The sequence below is a fragment of the Rhodoferax sp. GW822-FHT02A01 genome, from assembly GCF_038784515.1.
GTDB lineage: Bacteria > Pseudomonadota > Gammaproteobacteria > Burkholderiales > Burkholderiaceae_C > Allorhodoferax.
The window spans coordinates 4,134,064-4,151,911 of the sequence record NZ_CP152376.1 but is presented as its reverse complement, the minus strand read 5'-3'; the positions used below and the strand labels follow the sequence as shown (position 1 = coordinate 4,151,911).

The following is a 17,848-nucleotide window of genomic DNA, read 5'->3' as shown; positions in this document are numbered from 1 at the left end:
TGCACTTATTCGCTGCAGCACGCCACTTTAAATGACGCAATACATCTTGCGCGTCAGTTTAAGTGGCGCGATACTGGCGCGATTCCACTAAAACCCAAACACATGCCACGCCTTACGCCACAAACCGAGCTAGACCAACTGCTCGCGCTGATTGCTGCGCAACCCGATGGTTTGGGAATAGAGGCCATTGCCCAAGCGCTGGGCGACAGCTTGAAGCGGCGCACCTTGCAGCGTCGGCTGGCCACTTTGGTGGCGCAAGGGCTGGTTCACATGCAGGGCGAAGCGCGAGCAGCGCGTTATGTGCGCAACCCGCGGGCAGTTACCGGATTCCTTTCGGCACATGAGCCAGCGGACACGGTGCAGGCTGTTGCCGAGGTCTACGTGCCGACATCGCCAGAGGGCGAAGCAATCAAAGCATTCGTGCGCCAACCGCGCACCATGCGCCCCCCAGTGGGCTACAAGCAGTCGTTTCTGGAGCAATATCACCCCAACCACACGGCCTACTTGCCACAAAATTTGCGAGACCAGTTGCACGCCATGGGCAGCGCAAGCACCGAGCACACACCCGCTGGCACCTTTGCGCGCGACATTCTCAACCGCTTGCTGATTGATCTCTCCTGGGCTTCGTCGCAGCTAGAAGGCAATACCTACAGCAGGCTCGACACTGAGCGGCTCATCGAGTTTGGTCAGGCCGCCGAGGGCAAGAACGCGCTGGAAACCCAGATGATTCTGAACCACAAGCAGGCCATTGAATACCTTGTGCTTGACCCTGCGCATGCCCAGCTGACCCCTGACTGCATCATTGCCTTGCATGCATTTTTGTCGGATGGTTTGATGGCCGACCCCACAGCCGTCGGGCGTCTGCGCCGCCGGGCGGTAGAGATAGGTGGCAGTGTGTATTTACCTGTCGCCCTGCCGCAGCGGATAGAAGAACTGTTTGGCTTCGTCATGCAGATGGCGGCGCAAATTGGCGATCCATTCGAGCAGGCGTTTTTTCTGATGGTGCACTTGCCCTACCTGCAGCCTTTTGAGGATGTGAATAAACGCACCTCCAGGCTTGCGGCCAACATACCGCTGATTCGCCATAACCTGTGCCCTCTATCGTTCATCGACGTGCCGCAGTCGGCCTATGTGGACGCCATGATCGGTGTGTATGAGCTCAACCGCATGGAGCTGCTGCGTGACGTGTTTGTGTGGGCCTACGAGCGGTCATGCCAGCAATACGTGGCGGTCAAGCAAAACCTGGTACCGCCCGACATTTTTCGTCTGCGCTACCGTCAGGCCTTGAGCGAAGTAGTGGCCAACATTGTCAAACACAACGAGGCCCCAACCGCTGCCGCTGTAAATGCCAGGGTGCCCGCCACGGTCGCCGTGGCGGACAAGGCCCATTTCACACAACTGGTCCTGGAAGAGTTCGCCGCCTTGCACCCTGGGAACGCGGTGCGTTTTGGAATCAGGCCCTTGGAACTTGCTGCTTGGAAAGACCGGCATGGCGGTGCAGGTTGATGCTTGTTACTTCACCGGAATCGGCAGTTCCGCGGGCACGGCCACCGCCGTTACGTTGTTCTTGGGGCTGCCGTCGATGATCTTGTCGGAGTACACCAGATAGACCAAGGCGTTGCGCTTCACATCCACCATGCGCACCACGCGCACGTGTTTGAAGAGGAAGGAGGCGCTGGCCTTGAACACCTCGTCTTGCTTGTCGATCTTCTCCTTGAAGCGTATGGGGCCCACCTGACGGCAGGCCACGGCAGCGTCTGAGGTGTCTTCTGCCAAGCCCAGCGCGCCAGAGTAGCCGCCGGTTTTGGCGTGCGATAGATAACAGGCCACGCCGTCCACCGCGGGGTCGTCAAACACATCGACCACCACCTTGTCGTTGGGGCTGAGCAGTTTGAAGGTGGTGCTGACAGCGCCAATGGTCTCGGCGCTGGCGGCCAGCGAAAGGCTGCTGAGCAATAGGGAGGCAAATAGTGTTTTCATTGCAATATCTCTGGGTTGAATAGGGGCTGGTGCTTCATTGTGTGCCCATGCACACGCAACCCTCCAGCGGCTAGGGGCTCAGTTGGTTTGAATTTGCTGCCGCAATCTGCCTGAAGTCGGTGGAGATACGCACGTCGGAAGCGGCAGCATGTAGCGCTGCTTGCGCGCCGCCCCCGACAGCGCACAATCCCCCCAAAGGAGTCCATCCATGCGACGCCGGTTCTTTCTGCTGATTCCCGCTTTGCTTCCCCTGGCCCAACAAGCCTCGGCACAACCGGCCCAACCCGGCGCCGAAGACGCGCCACAGGCGCCACCCAACTACAAGGTGTCTGCCGCGCAGCTGCAGTCCGCCGTGGCGCAGCGCTTCCCGTTGCGCTATCCCCTGGCTGGTTTGATGAATCTGGACGTGCAGGTGCCGCAGCTGCGTCTGCTGCCTGCACTGAACCGCCTGAGCGCCGAGATGGTGGTGAACGCGGCCGGCCCTGCCCTGCAGCGCAGCCACCAGGGCACGCTGGAGGTGGAGTTTGCATTGCGCTATGAGGCCACCGACCGCACGGTGCGGGCGCACCAGCTGCGCCTGGTACGTCTGCAGTTCCCCAGCTTGCAGCCCGGCGTCGTGGAGTTGATCAACACCTACGGCCAGCAGCTGGCTGAGCAGACGCTTCTGGAAGTGGTGCTGCACCGGCTTCGCCCGCAGGACCTGGCGTTGCCTGATTCAATGGGCTTGCAGCCTGGCAACATCACGGTGACGAACGAAGGATTGACGATTGCATTTGTTCCCAAGGCGTTGAGCTAAGCAATTGCCCCGCTAGCAAGCCCTTTGTCGCATCCCCTTCAAACCCGCCAAAAAGACGACTGAGTCGCAAGGAAATACACCCGAAATACATGGTTTGAGCGCATTTCGGTATGGCACCAAAAATGCGTAGTCCTGACATCCACCCAACCCTTGACCAACAAGCTGGTCACACTGGAGTCTTGCCATGTCTCGCCCCGAACGCAGTGTTTTTGTTTGCTCACAACAGCGCCCGCCTGGTCATCCCCGCGGCTCCTGCGCAGCGCAAGGCAGTCAGGCTGTCTTGCAAGCTTTCTGGAAAGAATTGCAAACCCGCAATGCCTTTGAAAAAGTCGGCATCACCTATTCTGGCTGTTTGGGCCCGTGCGAAGGTGGAGTGAACGTGGTGGTCTTCCCCGACAGCGTGCTCTACAGCCGGGTCACGGTCGACGACGTGCCGGAAATTTTTCAAAAACACCTTTTGGACGGCGAGGTCGTGGCACGCCTGGCGGCGTCTGCGGGCACCTGGTGAACATCCTCACGGGCGAACCGTCAACCGAACTGTTCGGTGGCGAAGTTCCTGAGTCGGTCAAACCGCTGCTTGACCAGGCACGCGCTGCTGAGTCAACTGAAGAAGTCTTGGCGCTCTTGTTGACAGCCCAGGTCAGCGCACCGGACTCTGCGTCTTTGTACTACTTGCTTTACAAGTTCTACGCCAGACAAGCGGACTTCGAGCAGGCGGAACGGGTCGCGCTCAAAGGCCTGGCTGTGGCCGCCAAACAGGCGCACTTGCCTGACGATTGGCGCACCGTGACACCCGACATGGCCGATTTCACATCTCCTGGGCCTGCACGCTTTTGGCTGTTCACGCTCAAGGCGCTGGCCTTTATCCGATTGCGTCAAGATGATTCGACATCGGCTACCGCCTACCTGGCCAAGGTCCAGTGCCTTGACCCTGAAGGTGGCACAGGTGCGGGGGTGATTGAATCCTTGATTAAAGGCAGTTGAACCTGCAGCGGCGCTACTGGCGTTGCAATAAAAAACCGCGCAGCCCTTTCGGGTCCTGCGCGGCTGACTACTGGGTTTGTAGCTTCAGGCTTTGGCCTACTTGCGCTGTGGCGGCACATCCGTGCAACTGCCGTGTGCAATCTCCGCCGCCATGCCAATGCTCTCGCCCAGCGTGGGGTGCGGGTGGATGGTCTTGCCGATGTCCACGGCGTCTGCGCCCATCTCGATGGCCAGGGCGATTTCGCCGATCATGTCGCCCGCGTGGGTGCCGACCATGCCGCCGCCCAGGATCTTGCCGTGGCCGTGGGCTTCGGGGGAGTCATCAAACAGCAGCTTGGTGACGCCTTCGTCGCGGCCATTGGCAATGGCGCGGCCCGATGCGGTCCAGGGGAACAGGCCCTTCTTGACCTTGATGCCTTGTGCCTTGGCCAGGTCTTCGGTGAGACCCACCCAAGCCACTTCGGGGTCGGTGTAGGCCACGCTGGGGATCACGCGGGCGTTGAAGGCGGCGGATGCCAACTCCTTGTTGCCCTGCAGTTCACCGGCGATGACTTCTGCTGCCACGTGTGCCTCATGCACCGCCTTGTGCGCCAGCATGGGCTGGCCGACGATGTCGCCGATGGCGAAGATGTGCGGCACGTTGGTGCGCATCTGGATGTCGACGTTGATGAAGCCACGGTCCGTCACCGCTACACCGGCCTTGTCGGCGGCAATCTTCTTGCCGTTGGGCGTGCGGCCCACGGCCTGCAGCACCAGGTCGTACACCTGCGGTGCCGGAGCAGTGCCGCCCTCTTCCGCCGACGCAAAAGTAACTTCAATGCCTTCGGGCAAGGCCCGTGCGGACACGGTCTTGGTCTTGAGCATGATGTTGTCGAAGCGCTTGGCGTTCATCTTCTGCCAGATCTTGACCAGGTCGCGGTCGGCGCCTTGCATCAGGCCGTCGAGCATTTCCACCACGTCCAGGCGTGCGCCCAGCGTGCTGTACACCGTACCCATTTCCAGGCCGATGATGCCGCCGCCCAGGATCAGCATGCGCTTGGGCACATCCTTAAGCGCAAGTGCGCCGGTGGAGTCGACCACGCGCGGGTCGTTGGGCATGAAGGGCAGACGCACGGCTTGCGAGCCTGCGGCAATGATGGCCTTTTTGAACGCCACCACTTTCTTGGTTCCGGTCTTCTCTTGGCCGTCGCCCGTGGTCTCTTCCACTTCCAGGTGGTTGGCACCCACGAATGCGCCGTAGCCGCGTACGGTGGTGACCTTGCGCATCTTGGCCATGGCAGCCAGACCGCCGGTGAGCTTGCCAATGACTTTTTCCTTGTGACCGCGCAGCTTTTCGATGTTGACCACGGGTTTGCCGAAATCCACGCCCAGGTCGGACATGTGGCTGACTTCGTCCATGACAGCCGCCACGTGCAACAGCGCCTTGGACGGGATGCACCCCACGTTCAGGCACACGCCACCCAGTGTGGCGTAGCGCTCCACGATGACGACCTTGAGGCCCAGGTCAGCAGCACGGAATGCCGCGCTGTAGCCGCCGGGGCCGCCGCCCAGAACCAGCACGTCGCACTCCAGATCGGCGCTGCCGCCGAAACTGGAAGCCGTGGGCGCGGGAGCCGCGGGGGCTGCCGGTGCGGAAGCAGCAGCAGGCGCTGCAGCGGGCGCAGCGGCAGGAGCCGGGGCAGCAGCAGCACCCTCGCCTTCCAACACCAGTACCAGCGTGCCTTGCTTGACCTTGTCGCCGAGCTTGACTTTGAGTTCCTTGACCACGCCGCCGTGGCTGGAGGGAATTTCCATGGAGGCCTTGTCGCTCTCCACAGTGATCAGGCTCTGGTCCGGCTTGACGGTATCGCCCACCTTGACCATCAGCTCAATCACGGTGACTTCGTCGAAGTCACCAATATCGGGAACCTGGATGTCTATGTTTGCCATTCCGATTCCTTCGCTTAGAGCAATACGCGGCGGAAGTCGCCGAGGATCTGGGCCAAGTACACGTTGAAGCGTGCGGCGGCAGCACCGTCAATCACGCGGTGGTCCCACGCCAGCGACAGGGGCAGCATCAGGCGCGGCTGGAAGGCCTTGCCGTCCCACACCGGCTCGGTGGTGGAGCGGCACACGCCCAGGATGGCCACTTCCGGCGCATTGATGATGGGCGTGAAGTAACGCCCGCCAATACCACCCAGCGACGAGATGGTGAAAGTGGCACCGGACATTTCAGCGGGGCTGAGCTTGCCGTCGCGGGCCTTCTTGGCCAGCTCGGACATTTCCTGGCTGATCTGGAAGATGCCCTTCTTGTCGGCGTCCTTGATGACCGGGACCATCAAGCCATTGGGCGTGTCGGCGGCAAAGCCGATGTGCCAGTAGTTCTTGTAGATGATCGCGTCGCCGTCCAGCGAGCTGTTGAACTCGGGGTACTTCTTGAGCGCGGCCACACAGGCCTTGATCAGGAAGGCCAGCATGGTGACTTTGACGCCGCTCTTCTCATTCTCCTTGTTGGTGGAGACGCGGAAGGCTTCCAGATCGGTGATGTCGGCGTCGTCGTGGTTGGTGACGGCCGGAATCATGATCGCGTTGCGCAGCAGGTTGGCGCCGCTGATCTTCTTGATGCGGCTCATCTCCTTGCGCTCGATCGGGCCGAACTTGGCAAAGTCCACCTTGGGCCAAGGGATCAGGCCCAACGCAGCGCCGTCGCCACCGCCACTGGACTTGTTCTGTGCCGCAGCAGCCAGGGTCTGCACCGCACCGCTCATCACCGAGCGGGTAAAGCTCTGGACGTCGGATTCGGTGATGCGGCCCTTGAGACCGGTGCCTTTGACTTCACTGAGCGGCACACCCAGCTCGCGAGCGAACTTGCGTACCGAGGGCGACGCATGCGGCAGACCGATGGGCGCGGCACCCGGCACATGGGCCGGTACCGCTGCTGCTGCCGCCGGAGCCGCTGCAGCTTGTGCAGGTGCTGCGGCAGGCGCCGCGGCCGCAGGTGCGGGCGCTGCAACCGCTGCTGGAGCGGCGGCTGCGGGAGCACCCACGCCTTCCAGTATGGCCACCAGATCGCCCACATTGACCTTGTCACCCAGCTTGACCTTGAGTTCCTTGACCACGCCGGCGGCGCTGGAGGGGATTTCCATGGAGGCCTTGTCGGACTCCACAGTGATCAGCCCTTGATCGATTTTGACCGTGTCGCCCACCTTGGCCAGCAGTTCGATGACTGCCACATCCTTGAAGTCACCGATGTCGGGAACACGCACTTCCACCGGACCGGCAGCAGCCGCAGGTGCCGCCGCAACGGGCGCAGGCGCTGCTACGGGTGCAGCAGCGGGAGCCGGAGCACTGGCCGCGGGCGCGGCAGCAGATGCTTCGCCCGCCGCTTCCAACACCAGCACCACAGTGCCTTCCTTGATCTTGCCACCCAGGGCGACCTTGATTTCCTTGACCACGCCAGCGTGGCTGGAGGGGATTTCCATGGATGCCTTGTCGGACTCCACGGTGATCAGGCTTTGCTCAGCCTTGACTGAGTCGCCCACCTTGACCATCACTTCGATGACGGAGACTTCATCGAAGTCGCCAATGTCCGGGACTTTTACTTCTACGAGTGCCATATGGTTTGTCTCCGGTCTTATTAGGCGTACAGGGGGTTGATCTTGTCGGCATTGATGCCGTACTTGGTGATGGCTTCAGCCACCTTGGCAACCGGCACCGTGCCTTCTTCGCTCAGGGCCTTGAGTGCGGCCACGACGATGTAATGGCGGTTCACCTCGAAGTGCTCGCGCAGCTTGCTGCGGAAGTCGCTGCGGCCAAAGCCGTCGGTACCCAGGACCTTGTAGGTGCGGCCCTTGGGGATGAAGGGGCGGATCTGCTCGGCATAGGCCTTCATGTAATCGGTGGAGGCAACCACCGGGCCCTTGTTGGCTTCGAGCTGTTGCGACACGAAGGAGACGCGCGGGGTTTCCAGCGGGTGCAGCAGGTTCCAGCGCTCGGCGTCCTGACCGTCGCGGGTCAGTTCGTTGAAGCTCGGGCAGCTCCACACGTCGGCAGCCACGCCCCAGTCTTTCTCCAGCAGCTCTTGCGCAGCAATGCTCTCGCGCAGGATGGTGCCGGAGCCCAGCAGTTGCACGCGCGGCGTCAGCTTGGCGCCGGGCTTGCACAGGTACATGCCCTTGATGATCTGCTCTTCCGTGCCAGGGATGAGGCCGGGCATGGCGTAGTTTTCATTGAGCAGGGTGAGGTAGTAGAAAACGTTGTCCTGCTTTTCCACCATGCGCTTCAAGCCATGGTGCAGGATCACACCCACTTCGTGCGCGAAGGTGGGGTCGTAGCTGACGCAGTTGGGGATGGTGCCAGCCATGATGTGGCTGTGGCCGTCTTCGTGCTGCAGACCTTCGCCATTGAGCGTGGTGCGTCCGGATGTGCCGCCCAGCAGGAAGCCGCGCGCTTGCATGTCGCCAGCAGCCCAGGCCAGATCGCCAATGCGCTGGAAGCCGAACATGGAGTAGTACACGTAGAACGGCACCATGATGCGGTTGCTGGTGGAGTAGCTGGTGGCTGCTGCAATCCAGCTGGCCATGCCGCCGGCTTCGTTGATGCCTTCTTGCAGGATCTGGCCGGCCTTGTCTTCGCGGTAGTACATCACCTGGTCCTTGTCGACCGGGGTGTACTGCTGACCTGCGGGGTTGTAGATACCGACCTGGCGGAACAGACCTTCCATACCGAAGGTACGGGCTTCGTCCACCAGAATGGGCACCACGCGCGGGCCCAGGGCCTGGTCACGCAACAGTTGCGTGAGGAAACGCACATACGCTTGCGTGGTGGAGATTTCGCGGCCTTCGGCCGTGGGCTCCATCACCGACTTGAACGTCTCGAGTGACGGCACGGTGAAGCTCTCGTCGGCCTTCACGCGGCGGTGCGGCAGGTAGCCGCCCAAGGCCTTGCGGCGCTCGTGTAGGTACTGCATTTCCGGGGTGTCGTCGGCCGGCTTGTAGAACGGGATGTCGGCAATCTGGCTGTCGGGCACCGGGATGTTGAAGCGGTCGCGGAAGGCCTTGATGTCCTCGTCCGTCAGCTTCTTGGTCTGGTGCACATTGTTCTTGCCTTCCCCGGCCTTGCCCATGCCAAAGCCCTTGACGGTCTTGATCAGCAGCACGGTCGGTTGGTCCTTGTGCTTGACCGCAGCTGCGTAGGCGGCATACACCTTTTGGGGATCGTGACCGCCGCGGCGCAGGTTCCAGATGGCGTCGTCGCTCATCTTGGAGACCATTTCCAGCGTGCGGGGATCGCGGCCGAAGAAGTTCTTGCGCACGAACGCGCCGTCGTTGGCCTTGAAGGCCTGGTAGTCGCCGTCCAGCGTGTCCATCATGATCTTGCGCAGGGCACCGTCGGTGTCGCGCGCCAGCAGCGGATCCCACTCGCTGCCCCACAGCAGCTTGATCACGTTCCAGCCGGAGCCGCGGAACTCGCCTTCGAGTTCTTGCACGATCTTGCCGTTGCCGCGCACCGGGCCGTCCAGGCGTTGCAGGTTGCAGTTGATCACAAACACCAGGTTGTCGAGCTTCTCACGGGCAGCCAGGCCGATGGCGCCCAAGGACTCCACTTCATCCATTTCGCCGTCGCCGCAGAACACCCAGACCTTGCGGTTTTCAGTGTTGGCAATGCCCCGGGCATGCAGGTATTTGAGGAAGCGGGCCTGGTAGATGGCCATCAGTGGGCCCAGCCCCATGGACACCGTGGGGAACTGCCAGAACTCGGGCATCAGCTTGGGGTGCGGGTAGCTCGACAGCCCCTTGCCGCCGGTTTCTTGACGGAAATTCAGCAGTTGTTCTTCGGTCAGACGGCCTTCCAGATAGGCGCGTGCATACACACCGGGTGACACGTGGCCTTGGATGTAGAGGCAGTCGCCACCGTGGTTTTCACTCTCGGCATGCCAGAAGTGGTTGAAGCCTGCACCAAACATATGGGCCAGCGAAGCAAAGGAGCCAATGTGGCCCCCCAGGTCACCACCGTCGATGGGGTGGTGGCGGTTGGCCTTGACCACCATGGCCATGGCGTTCCAGCGCATGTAGGCGCGCAGGCGCTCTTCAATCTCGATGTTGCCGGGGCAAATTTCTTCTTGATCTTTGTCAATGGTGTTCACGTAGGCCGTATTGGCCGAGAACGGCATGTCCAGGCTGCTTTGCCGGGCGTGTGACAACAGTTGCTCCAGCAGGTAGTGAGCGCGGTCAGGGCCCTCTTGCTGAATCACGGCGGACAGGGCGTCCAACCATTCGCGGGTCTCCTGGCTATCTGCGTCAACGCTGCTAGCCGGGCTTTGGGGAACTGCTGACATTCTTGTCTCCTGGTTACTTATGAGGGTTCGCCGACGTAATTTAGTACGACGCCTGAAGTTTCTCACATCTTTTTTAAAATTTCAAGTTATGCTTATTACATTCACATTATGAAATTTGGAAGATCAATTCTTACAGCCATCGCCTACACTTGACGCATGGCTTTGCCCGATCTCATTTCCATTCCCAGCGCCCTGGATTTGCCTGCCGTGCAGCAGGCCAAACACTGGTGGACGCGCCAGCATCCGCAGCGGCAGGACCGGCTGGCCATGCTCGCGCCCCTGGTTGCTGTGTTGTTATTCTTTGCCGCCATCGTCACGGCATTTGCCTATTTGCGCGCAGAAGAATTCGATCGCGAGCAGGAGGCTGTGCAACGCGATGTGGAATACACGCAGCAGAGGCTGCGCCTGCGCCTGCTGGAACGTCAGGAGCAGCTCACCCGGGTGGCGCGCGAAGTCTCCAACCGTGAGCTGGATGTAGAGGACTTTCGCAGTCGCGCCATTTCCATGCTCAACCAATATCCTGAAATCCAGGGTCTGGCGTGGATTGACGAACGTCGCCGGGTGCGCGTGGGGACCGGCACCGCCGTGCGCCCGCCAGCCCCAACCCACAATCTGAACGACCCGGCCACGCGCTTGGACAACGAGCAGGCCTTCAACTCGGTCAAGCAAAACGGCCAACCCGTGTTTCTGCAACGTCTGCGCTCAGCCGATTTCGCACCGCTGATGCAGATCTACATTCCCCTGAATGAGCGCAACCGCTTCTCGGGTGTGCTGCTGGCGGAGCTTTCGGTCGATGGCTTGTATCGTTACGGTGTGCCGGATGAGGTGACTGCGCGCTACGCCATCTCGCTGCTGGACGCCAACGGTGGACTTCTGGCCGGCACCGTGATTCCAGCGCGCAAGGCCGGCAGCAATTGGTTGCCCTGGAGCACCCGCAACAACGCCTTCTCCATGGCGGTGTCGCCCGTGGGCAGTGGTTTGGTGGTGCGTGGCCAGGCTTATCGAGCGTCCCTGGGCGTGATCGGCAGTGGCTTCTTCTGGCTGGTGGGCACACTCAGTGTGATGACGGCGTGGATGCTGATCGCCAACTGGCGCCACACCCGCCGCCGTCTGCAGGCGCAACAGGCCTTGATGTCCGAGACTAACTTCCGCCGCGCCATGGAAAACTCCATGCTCACCGGCATGCGCGCCATGGACCTGCAGGGCCGCATCACCTATGTCAATGCGGCCTTCTGTCAGATGACAGGTTGGCAGGAGTCCGATCTGGTGGGCCACACCGCACCCTTCCCCTACTGGCCCGAGTCCGACCGCGAACTGCTGGCGTCCAAGCTCGAAGAAGAACTGTCTGGCAAATTCACGCCGGGCGGATTCCAGGTGCGCGTCAAGCGGCGCGACGGCACCATGTTCGATGCACGGCTCTACGTGGCGCCGCTGATTGACGCCATGGGCACGCAGACCGGCTGGGTCACCTCCATGACCGACATCACCGAGCCCAACCGGGTGCGCGAACAGTTGTCGGCATCGCACCAGCGCTTCACCACCGTGCTGGAAGCGCTGGACGCCTCGATATCGGTCGCCCCCCTGGGTAGTGACGAACTGCTGTTTGCCAACAAGCTCTACCGCCAATGGTTTGGCACCCATGCCAACGGCCATCTGCAGTTGGTGGCAGAAGCCGGTGTGCCCAGCAGCCCCACCAGCAGCGACTCCGACGACAGCGTGGACGCCCTGGCCGGTCTGCCCACCGAAACTATTGCCGACACCGAAACCGAGAGCGGTGAAATCTACGACAGCGCCCTGGGCAAGTGGCTGGAGGTGCGCACCCGCTACCTGAGCTGGGTTGATGGCCGCCTGGCGCAGATGGTGATTGCCACCGACATCACCAGCCGCCGCTTGGCCGAGCAGCAGGCCGCCACGCAGGCCGAGCGCGCGCAGAACTCCAGCCGGCTGATCACCATGGGTGAAATGGCCTCCAGCGTGGCGCATGAACTCAACCAACCGCTGACTGCCATCAACAACTACTGCAACGGCATGATCTCGCGCATCAAGGAGCACCAGATCACCGAGGAAGACCTGCTGGGCGCGCTGGACAAGACCGCGCGCCAGGCCCAGCGCGCCGGGCAGATCATCCAGCGCATACGCTCGTTCGTGAAGCGTAGCGAGCCCAACCGCACGCCGTCGGACGTAGGCGTCATGGTGAGCGAAGCCATCGAACTGGCCGAGATCGAACTGCGCCGGCGCAACGTGCGGCTCAACCACTACGTTGCCGCGCGGCTCCCTGTAATGCTGGTGGACCCCATCCTGATAGAGCAGGTGCTGGTCAATCTGCTGCGCAACGCCGCCGAGTCCATCGACATGGCGCAACGCCCCACGGCGCAGCGTCTGGTGGAATTGCGCGTAGTGCCGACCAAGGTGGACGGGCAGTCCGCCATCGATTTTTCCGTGCGCGACTCGGGCAAGGGACTGGCACCCGAGGTCATGGCCCGACTGTATGAAGCATTCTTTTCCACCAAGGCTGATGGCATGGGCATCGGCCTGTCGCTGTGCCGCTCCATCGTCGAATCGCACTTGGGCAGAATGAGTGCGGAGAACATCTACAATGGCACCGAAGTGGCAGGATGCCGTTTCTCCTTCTGGATACCCGTGGCAGATATTGGCTACCAAACGCCTGTTGCACCAACCCTAAGCACATAAACGTCTGGACATTTGAATGAGCCTGATTCCAAAAAAAGGTACGGTCTACGTCGTTGATGACGACGAGGCTGTAAGAGACTCCTTGCAATGGTTACTTGAAGGAAAGGGCTACCGGGTACGGTGCTTCGATTCCGCAGAGTCCTTTCTCAGCCGCTACGACGCCCGCGAAGTCGCCTGCCTGATTGCCGACATCCGCATGGATGGCATGACCGGACTGGAGCTGCAAAACCGCCTGATCGAAGGCCGCTCTCCTCTGCCCATCGTGTTCATCACCGGCCACGGCGACGTGCCCATGGCTGTGGACACCATGAAAAAAGGCGCCATGGACTTCATCCAAAAGCCTTTCAAGGAAGACCAGTTGGTCAGCTTGGTGGAGCGCATGCTGGACCACGCCAAGGACTCGTTTGCCGACTACCAGCTTGCCGTCAACCGCGATGCCCTGCTGTCCAAGCTGACACTGCGCGAGTCACAGGTGCTGGAGCGCATTGTGGCGGGACGGCTCAACAAGCAGATTGCCGACGACCTGGGCATCAGCATCAAGACGGTAGAAGCGCACCGCGCCAACATCATGGAAAAGCTCAGCGCCAATACAGTTGCCGACCTGCTCAAGATTGCCCTTGGACAAAATGCTCCCAAAGTTTGAACTGACCTGACCACCGGCCCAACCGGCCCGCAACTGCAAAGCTGCGGGCTTTTTTATTCCAGAACGACTCCAGAGACACGCATGACCACTACCGCAACCATCATTGACGGCAACGCCCTGGCCGCATCCACCCGTGCCGATGTGGCACGCCGTACTGCCGTGCTGACCCAACGCGGCCTGACACCCGGCTTGGCCGTTGTGCTGGTGGGCGAAAACCCCGCGTCCCAGGTCTATGTGCGCAACAAGGTCAAGGCCTGTGGCGACGCCGGTCTGCACTCGGTACTGGAGCGCTACCCCGACACCATGACCGAAGCCGAGTTGCTGGCCCGCATCGACTCATTGAACAACGACGACAGCATCCACGGCATCTTGGTCCAGTTGCCCTTGCCCGCACACATGGATGCCCACAAGGTGATCGAAGCCATTTCCCCGGCCAAGGACGTGGACGGTTTCCACGTCTCCAGCGCGGGTGCCCTCATGGTGGGCCAGCCCGGCTTCTGGCCCTGCACCCCCTACGGCTGCATGAAGATGCTGGAGAGCATTGGCTACAAGCTGCGCGGCAAACATGCGGTGGTGATTGGCCGCAGCAACATCGTGGGCAAGCCCATGGCCATGATGCTGCTGGCGCAGAACGCCACCGTCACCATCTGCCACAGCGCCACTGCCAACCTCAAGGAAATGACCCTGCAGGCCGACGTCATCGTGGCTGCCGTGGGCAAACGCAATGTGCTGACCGCCGACATGGTCAAACCCGGTGCCGTGGTGCTGGACGTGGGCATGAACCGCAATGACGAAGGCAAGCTCTGTGGCGACGTGGACTACGCTGGCGTGAGCCAAGTTGCAGGCTACATCACGCCAGTGCCCGGCGGCGTGGGCCCCATGACCATTGCCATGCTGCTGGTCAATACCCTGGAAGCCGCCGAACGCGCGGCCGCCGCCAAGGGTCTTGCATAAACACGTTCAGGCGCCACCTGTTACCCATTCCTTCCATTACCTGAACTGCCTCCATGAATCCATTGCTTCGCTTTGACTCCCTTCCCTTGTTTGACCAGATCCGCCCCGAGCACGTGGCGGAGGCGATCGACGCGTTGCTGGAGCAGGCGAACAAGGCGCTGGAGACTGTCACGGCAACGGACTTCCCCGCGCAGTGGACGGAAGTGGCGCGGGTGCTGGACGTGGCCACCGAGCGGCTGGGCATGGCCTGGGGCGCTGTGAACCACCTCAACAGCGTGGCCGACTCGGCTGATCTGCGCGCTGCCTACAACGCCGCCCTGCCCCGAGTCACCGAGTTCTGGACACGCCTGGGCGCTGACGAGCGGCTGTTTGCCAAGTACAAGGCGATGGACGTGCAGTCACTCAATTCCGAACAGCGCCAGGCCCACAGGAATGCCATGCGCAACTTCGTGCTAGGTGGGGCCGACCTGACGGGCAGCGCCCGCACGCGCTTTGCCGAAATCCAGGAAAAGCAGGCCGAGCTCAGCCAGAAGTTCAGCGAAAACACGCTGGACGCCACCGACTCCTTTGCCTACTACGCCAGCGCGGATGAGGTTGAAGGCATACCGGCAGACGTGATGCAAACCGCCCTGGCGGGCGCCCAGGCCGATGGCAAGACGGGCTACAAGCTCACCCTCAAGATGCCTTGCTACCTGCCGGTGATGCAATTCGCCAAGAGCAGCGCGCTGCGCGAAAAGATGTACCGTGCCTACGTGACACGCAGTTCGGATCAGGCGCCCGAAGACGCGCGCAAGTTCGACAACAGCGCCATCATTCGCGAGATCCTGGCCCTGCGCAAGGAAGAGGCGCAACTGCTGGGATACGACAACTTCGCCCAGGTATCGCTGGTACCCAAGATGGCCGAGTCGCCCGAGGCGGTGGTCGCCTTCCTGCGCAATCTGGCTGCCAAGGCCAAGCCCTTTGCGCAGAAGGATCTGGCCGACCTGCGCGCCTTCGCCCGCGAGGTCCTGGCCCTGAACGACCCACAGCCCTGGGACCTGCCCTATATCAGCGAAAAGCTCAAGGAAGAGCGCTACGCCTTCAGCGAGCAGGAGGTAAAGCAGTACTTCACGGCGCCCAAGGTGCTGGCCGGGCTGTTCAAGATTGTGGAGACCCTGTTTGACGTGGCCATTGAGCCCGACCAGGCTCCGGTATGGAACCCGGGCGTGCAGTTCTATCGCATCACCCGCAAGGGCCAACTGGTTGGCCAGTTCTACCTGGACCCCAGCGCACGCACCGGCAAGCGCGGCGGCGCCTGGATGGACGATGTGCGCGGGCGCTGGCTGCGCCCAGACAATGGCGTGATGCAGACGCCGGTGGCCCATCTGGTGTGCAATTTTGCCGACGGCGTGGACGGCAAACCCGCCTTGCTCACACACGACGACGTCACCACCCTGTTCCACGAATTCGGCCATGGCCTGCACCACATGCTGACTCAGGTGAGCGAGCATGACGTATCCGGCATCAGCGGCGTCGAATGGGACGCCGTCGAGCTGCCCAGCCAGTTCATGGAAAACTTCTGCTGGGAGTGGAGCGTGCTGCAGCACATGACTTCGCATGTGGACACCGGTGCCGCCCTGCCACGCGAACTGTTCGACAAGATGCTCGCCGCCAAGAATTTCCAGAGCGGCCTGCAGACCCTGCGCCAGATCGAGTTCTCCCTGTTCGACATGCTGCTACACAGCTCGCACAAACCGGAGGACGACTTCATGGCGCTATTGCAAAAGGTGCGTGACGAAGTGGCTGTGGTGCCATCCCCACCTTGGAGCCGCACACCGCATACCTTCAGCCACATCTTTGCCGGCGGATACGCGGCGGGCTACTACAGCTACAAGTGGGCCGAAGTGCTCAGCGCCGATGCCTATGCGGCATTTGAAGAAACCGCGGCACCCGATGGCACACCCAGCGTGGAAACCGGCACAAAATACCGCCAAGCCATTCTGGAAGCGGGCGGCAGCCGTCCGGCCATGGAATCCTTCAAGGCCTTTCGTGGCCGCGAGCCCAGTCTGGACGCATTGCTTCGCCACCAGGGCATGTCGGCTTAAACTGTGACCAATTGGGGGAACCGGAATATGAAACCATCACACCTGCTGAAATGCGTGGCCGTTGCGCTGACCCTGTGCGCTGCGGCGCAGGCACAGACCGTTTATCGGATCGTGGGCCCGGACGGCAAGGTCACATTCTCGGACAAGCCACCGATCACAGCCGATCAAGGCAAGGTTGCCACAACCGGTGTGGGCGCTGCCGCTGCTGCCTCCAATGCATCACTGCCGTTCGAGTTGCGCCAAGTGGTGAGCAAGTACCCGGTCACACTCTACAGTGCACCCGATTGCGCCCCTTGCGGCAATGGCCGCTCGCTGCTCAGCGCACGCGGTGTTCCCTTCTCCGAGCGCACGGTCACCTCACAGGAGGACATTGCCTCGCTGCAACGCATCAGCGGTGAGACTTCGTTGCCCGTTCTGACGATTGGCAGCCAGCGTATCAAGGGCTTTTCGGACGCCGAGTGGACCCAGTATCTGGATGCCGCAGGCTACCCCCGGACCTCCATGCTGCCTGCCGGCTACCGCAATGCCCCTGCCAGCCCTCTGGTGACAGTGCAGAAGCCTGCGCCGGCCAAGGCGGAAGAAAAACCGGAAGCGCCAGCGGTGCCTGCATCACCCTCGGCCCCCGGTCCGTCCAATCCGGCAGGTATCCAGTTCTAGCCCTGAAAATCCAGCGTCTTGACGCCGCTGGCCGTGCCTAGCAGGCACACGCTGGCGCGCTGGAATGCAAATACACCAACGGTCACCACGCCCGGCCACTGGCTGACTTCCGCCTCAAACGCCAGCGGATCGCTGATCTGCAGGCCTGTCACGTCCAGAATGTGTTGCCCGTTGTCGGTGACCAGAGGTTTGCCATCCTTCAGGCGAATGGTTCCAACGCCGCCCTTGGCCGCGAAGCGCCGGATCAACTGGCTGGTAGCCATGGGAATCACTTCCACGGGCAGAGGAAATTTGCCCAGCGTTTCGACCAGCTTGGACTCGTCTGCGATGCAGATAAAGCGCGCTGACTGCGCTGCCACAATCTTTTCGCGGGTGAGCGCCGCGCCCCCGCCCTTGACCATATTGCCCTTGCCGTCGATCTCGTCGGCTCCATCGATGTAGACCGACAGTCGCTCGACCTCATTGGACTCGAATACCGGGATGCCCAGGGCCTGCAGGCGCTGCGTGCTTGCCACGGAGCTGGATACGGCGCCCTTGATCTGGTCCTTCATGCTGGCCAACGCGTCAATGAACTTGTTGACCGTGGAGCCGGTACCCACGCCGACGATTTCGCCCGGCACGACGTACTGGAGGGCCGCCTGCCCCACCAGGGTTTTGAGTTCGTCCTGGGTCAAGGCAGGCGTGGCAGAAGGCATTGGCGAGGTAGGTGGGTTCATTGGGGGAAAATCAGGGAAGTTACACAA

General features: G+C 61.6%; 14 protein-coding genes. 9 read left to right on the top strand and 5 right to left on the bottom strand.

Features of this window, described 5'->3' with window-relative positions; genetic code table 11:
* Positions 1 to 102 precede the first annotated feature (102 nt).
* Positions 103 to 1,506: a Fic family protein gene (locus AAGF34_RS19745; protein ID WP_342617412.1), complete on the top strand. Its 1,404-nt coding sequence runs from the start codon at positions 103 to 105 to the stop codon at positions 1,504 to 1,506.
* 6 nt (positions 1,507 to 1,512) lie between these two features.
* Here AAGF34_RS19745 and AAGF34_RS19740 read toward each other — a convergent pair whose 3' ends face one another.
* Entirely contained in the window at positions 1,513 to 1,980 is a 468-nt protein-coding gene (locus AAGF34_RS19740) for a CreA family protein (RefSeq protein ID WP_342617411.1), read from the bottom strand.
* 208 nt (positions 1,981 to 2,188) lie between these two features.
* Here AAGF34_RS19740 and AAGF34_RS19735 point away from each other — a divergent pair, with 208 nt between their 5' ends.
* The 3 genes from AAGF34_RS19735 to AAGF34_RS19725 all read left to right on the top strand — a co-directional run bounded on the left by AAGF34_RS19735 (position 2,189) and on the right by AAGF34_RS19725 (position 3,760).
* Positions 2,189 to 2,776, top strand: coding sequence for a DUF1439 domain-containing protein (locus tag AAGF34_RS19735; protein WP_342617410.1), 588 nt, complete (start codon positions 2,189 to 2,191; stop codon positions 2,774 to 2,776).
* A 280-nt stretch (positions 2,777 to 3,056) separates the two neighbouring features.
* Positions 3,057 to 3,284, top strand: a complete 228-nt coding sequence (locus AAGF34_RS19730; protein WP_342617409.1) for a (2Fe-2S) ferredoxin domain-containing protein — start codon at positions 3,057 to 3,059, stop codon at positions 3,282 to 3,284.
* On the top strand, positions 3,281 to 3,760 hold the full coding sequence (locus AAGF34_RS19725) for a hypothetical protein (RefSeq protein ID WP_342617408.1): 480 nt from the start codon (positions 3,281 to 3,283) through the stop codon (positions 3,758 to 3,760). The genes AAGF34_RS19730 and AAGF34_RS19725 overlap by 4 nt, the downstream gene beginning before the upstream one ends.
* A 96-nt stretch (positions 3,761 to 3,856) precedes the next feature.
* Here the strand turns inward: AAGF34_RS19725 and lpdA are convergent, their stop codons facing one another.
* From lpdA to aceE, 3 genes are read right to left on the bottom strand one after another with little or no spacing between them, the layout of a single operon-like run.
* Positions 3,857 to 5,689 (bottom strand): dihydrolipoyl dehydrogenase, encoded by a 1,833-nt coding sequence (gene lpdA, locus AAGF34_RS19720; RefSeq protein WP_342617407.1) that lies wholly within the window; start codon positions 5,687 to 5,689, stop codon positions 3,857 to 3,859.
* Between the two features lie 14 nt (positions 5,690 to 5,703).
* Entirely contained in the window at positions 5,704 to 7,356 is a 1,653-nt protein-coding gene (gene aceF, locus AAGF34_RS19715; protein WP_342617406.1) for a dihydrolipoyllysine-residue acetyltransferase, read from the bottom strand.
* A 20-nt stretch (positions 7,357 to 7,376) separates the two neighbouring features.
* Positions 7,377 to 10,076 (bottom strand): pyruvate dehydrogenase (acetyl-transferring), homodimeric type, encoded by a 2,700-nt coding sequence (gene aceE / locus AAGF34_RS19710; protein ID WP_342617405.1) that lies wholly within the window; start codon positions 10,074 to 10,076, stop codon positions 7,377 to 7,379.
* 156 nt (positions 10,077 to 10,232) lie between these two features.
* Between aceE and AAGF34_RS19705 the strand changes: the two genes are divergently transcribed.
* The 5 genes from AAGF34_RS19705 to AAGF34_RS19685 all read left to right on the top strand — a co-directional run bounded on the left by AAGF34_RS19705 (position 10,233) and on the right by AAGF34_RS19685 (position 17,105).
* Positions 10,233 to 12,767 (top strand): PAS domain S-box protein, encoded by a 2,535-nt coding sequence (locus AAGF34_RS19705; protein WP_342617404.1) that lies wholly within the window; start codon positions 10,233 to 10,235, stop codon positions 12,765 to 12,767.
* A gap of 16 nt (positions 12,768 to 12,783) precedes the next feature.
* Positions 12,784 to 13,410 carry a response regulator gene (locus AAGF34_RS19700; protein ID WP_342617403.1) on the top strand — a complete coding sequence of 209 codons (627 nt, stop codon included), beginning with the start codon at positions 12,784 to 12,786 and terminating at the stop codon, positions 13,408 to 13,410.
* An 81-nt stretch (positions 13,411 to 13,491) separates the two neighbouring features.
* Positions 13,492 to 14,364 carry a bifunctional methylenetetrahydrofolate dehydrogenase/methenyltetrahydrofolate cyclohydrolase FolD gene (gene folD, locus AAGF34_RS19695; protein WP_342617402.1) on the top strand — a complete coding sequence of 291 codons (873 nt, stop codon included), beginning with the start codon at positions 13,492 to 13,494 and terminating at the stop codon, positions 14,362 to 14,364.
* A 53-nt stretch (positions 14,365 to 14,417) separates the two neighbouring features.
* Positions 14,418 to 16,448, top strand: a complete 2,031-nt coding sequence (locus tag AAGF34_RS19690) for a M3 family metallopeptidase (RefSeq protein WP_342617401.1) — start codon at positions 14,418 to 14,420, stop codon at positions 16,446 to 16,448.
* Positions 16,449 to 16,475: 27 nt separating this feature from the next.
* Positions 16,476 to 17,105: a glutaredoxin family protein gene (locus AAGF34_RS19685; RefSeq protein ID WP_342617400.1), complete on the top strand. Its 630-nt coding sequence runs from the start codon at positions 16,476 to 16,478 to the stop codon at positions 17,103 to 17,105.
* Here the strand turns inward: AAGF34_RS19685 and rpiA are convergent.
* A complete protein-coding gene (gene rpiA / locus AAGF34_RS19680; protein WP_342617399.1) occupies positions 17,102 to 17,821 on the bottom strand; it encodes a ribose-5-phosphate isomerase RpiA in 720 nt (239 codons plus the stop codon). The two genes, AAGF34_RS19685 and rpiA, sit on opposite strands and share 4 nt — an antisense overlap.
* Positions 17,822 to 17,848: the final 27 nt, after the last annotated feature.

What these genes read in the sequence shown, in the direction of transcription:
- AAGF34_RS19745 (WP_342617412.1), top strand. Translation starts at nt 103, where the DNA reads ATGCCACGCCTTACGCCACAAACCGAGCTAGACCAACTGCTCGCGCTG.
- AAGF34_RS19740 (WP_342617411.1), bottom strand. Translation starts at nt 1,980, where the DNA reads ATGAAAACACTATTTGCCTCCCTATTGCTCAGCAGCCTTTCGCTGGCC.
- AAGF34_RS19735 (WP_342617410.1), top strand. Translation starts at nt 2,189, where the DNA reads ATGCGACGCCGGTTCTTTCTGCTGATTCCCGCTTTGCTTCCCCTGGCC.
- lpdA (WP_342617407.1), bottom strand. Translation starts at nt 5,689, where the DNA reads ATGGCAAACATAGACATCCAGGTTCCCGATATTGGTGACTTCGACGAA.
- aceF (WP_342617406.1), bottom strand. Translation starts at nt 7,356, where the DNA reads ATGGCACTCGTAGAAGTAAAAGTCCCGGACATTGGCGACTTCGATGAA.
- aceE (WP_342617405.1), bottom strand. Translation starts at nt 10,076, where the DNA reads ATGTCAGCAGTTCCCCAAAGCCCGGCTAGCAGCGTTGACGCAGATAGC.
- AAGF34_RS19705 (WP_342617404.1), top strand. Translation starts at nt 10,233, where the DNA reads ATGGCTTTGCCCGATCTCATTTCCATTCCCAGCGCCCTGGATTTGCCT.
- AAGF34_RS19700 (WP_342617403.1), top strand. Translation starts at nt 12,784, where the DNA reads ATGAGCCTGATTCCAAAAAAAGGTACGGTCTACGTCGTTGATGACGAC.
- folD (WP_342617402.1), top strand. Translation starts at nt 13,492, where the DNA reads ATGACCACTACCGCAACCATCATTGACGGCAACGCCCTGGCCGCATCC.
- AAGF34_RS19690 (WP_342617401.1), top strand. Translation starts at nt 14,418, where the DNA reads ATGAATCCATTGCTTCGCTTTGACTCCCTTCCCTTGTTTGACCAGATC.
- AAGF34_RS19685 (WP_342617400.1), top strand. Translation starts at nt 16,476, where the DNA reads ATGAAACCATCACACCTGCTGAAATGCGTGGCCGTTGCGCTGACCCTG.
- rpiA (WP_342617399.1), bottom strand. Translation starts at nt 17,821, where the DNA reads ATGAACCCACCTACCTCGCCAATGCCTTCTGCCACGCCTGCCTTGACC.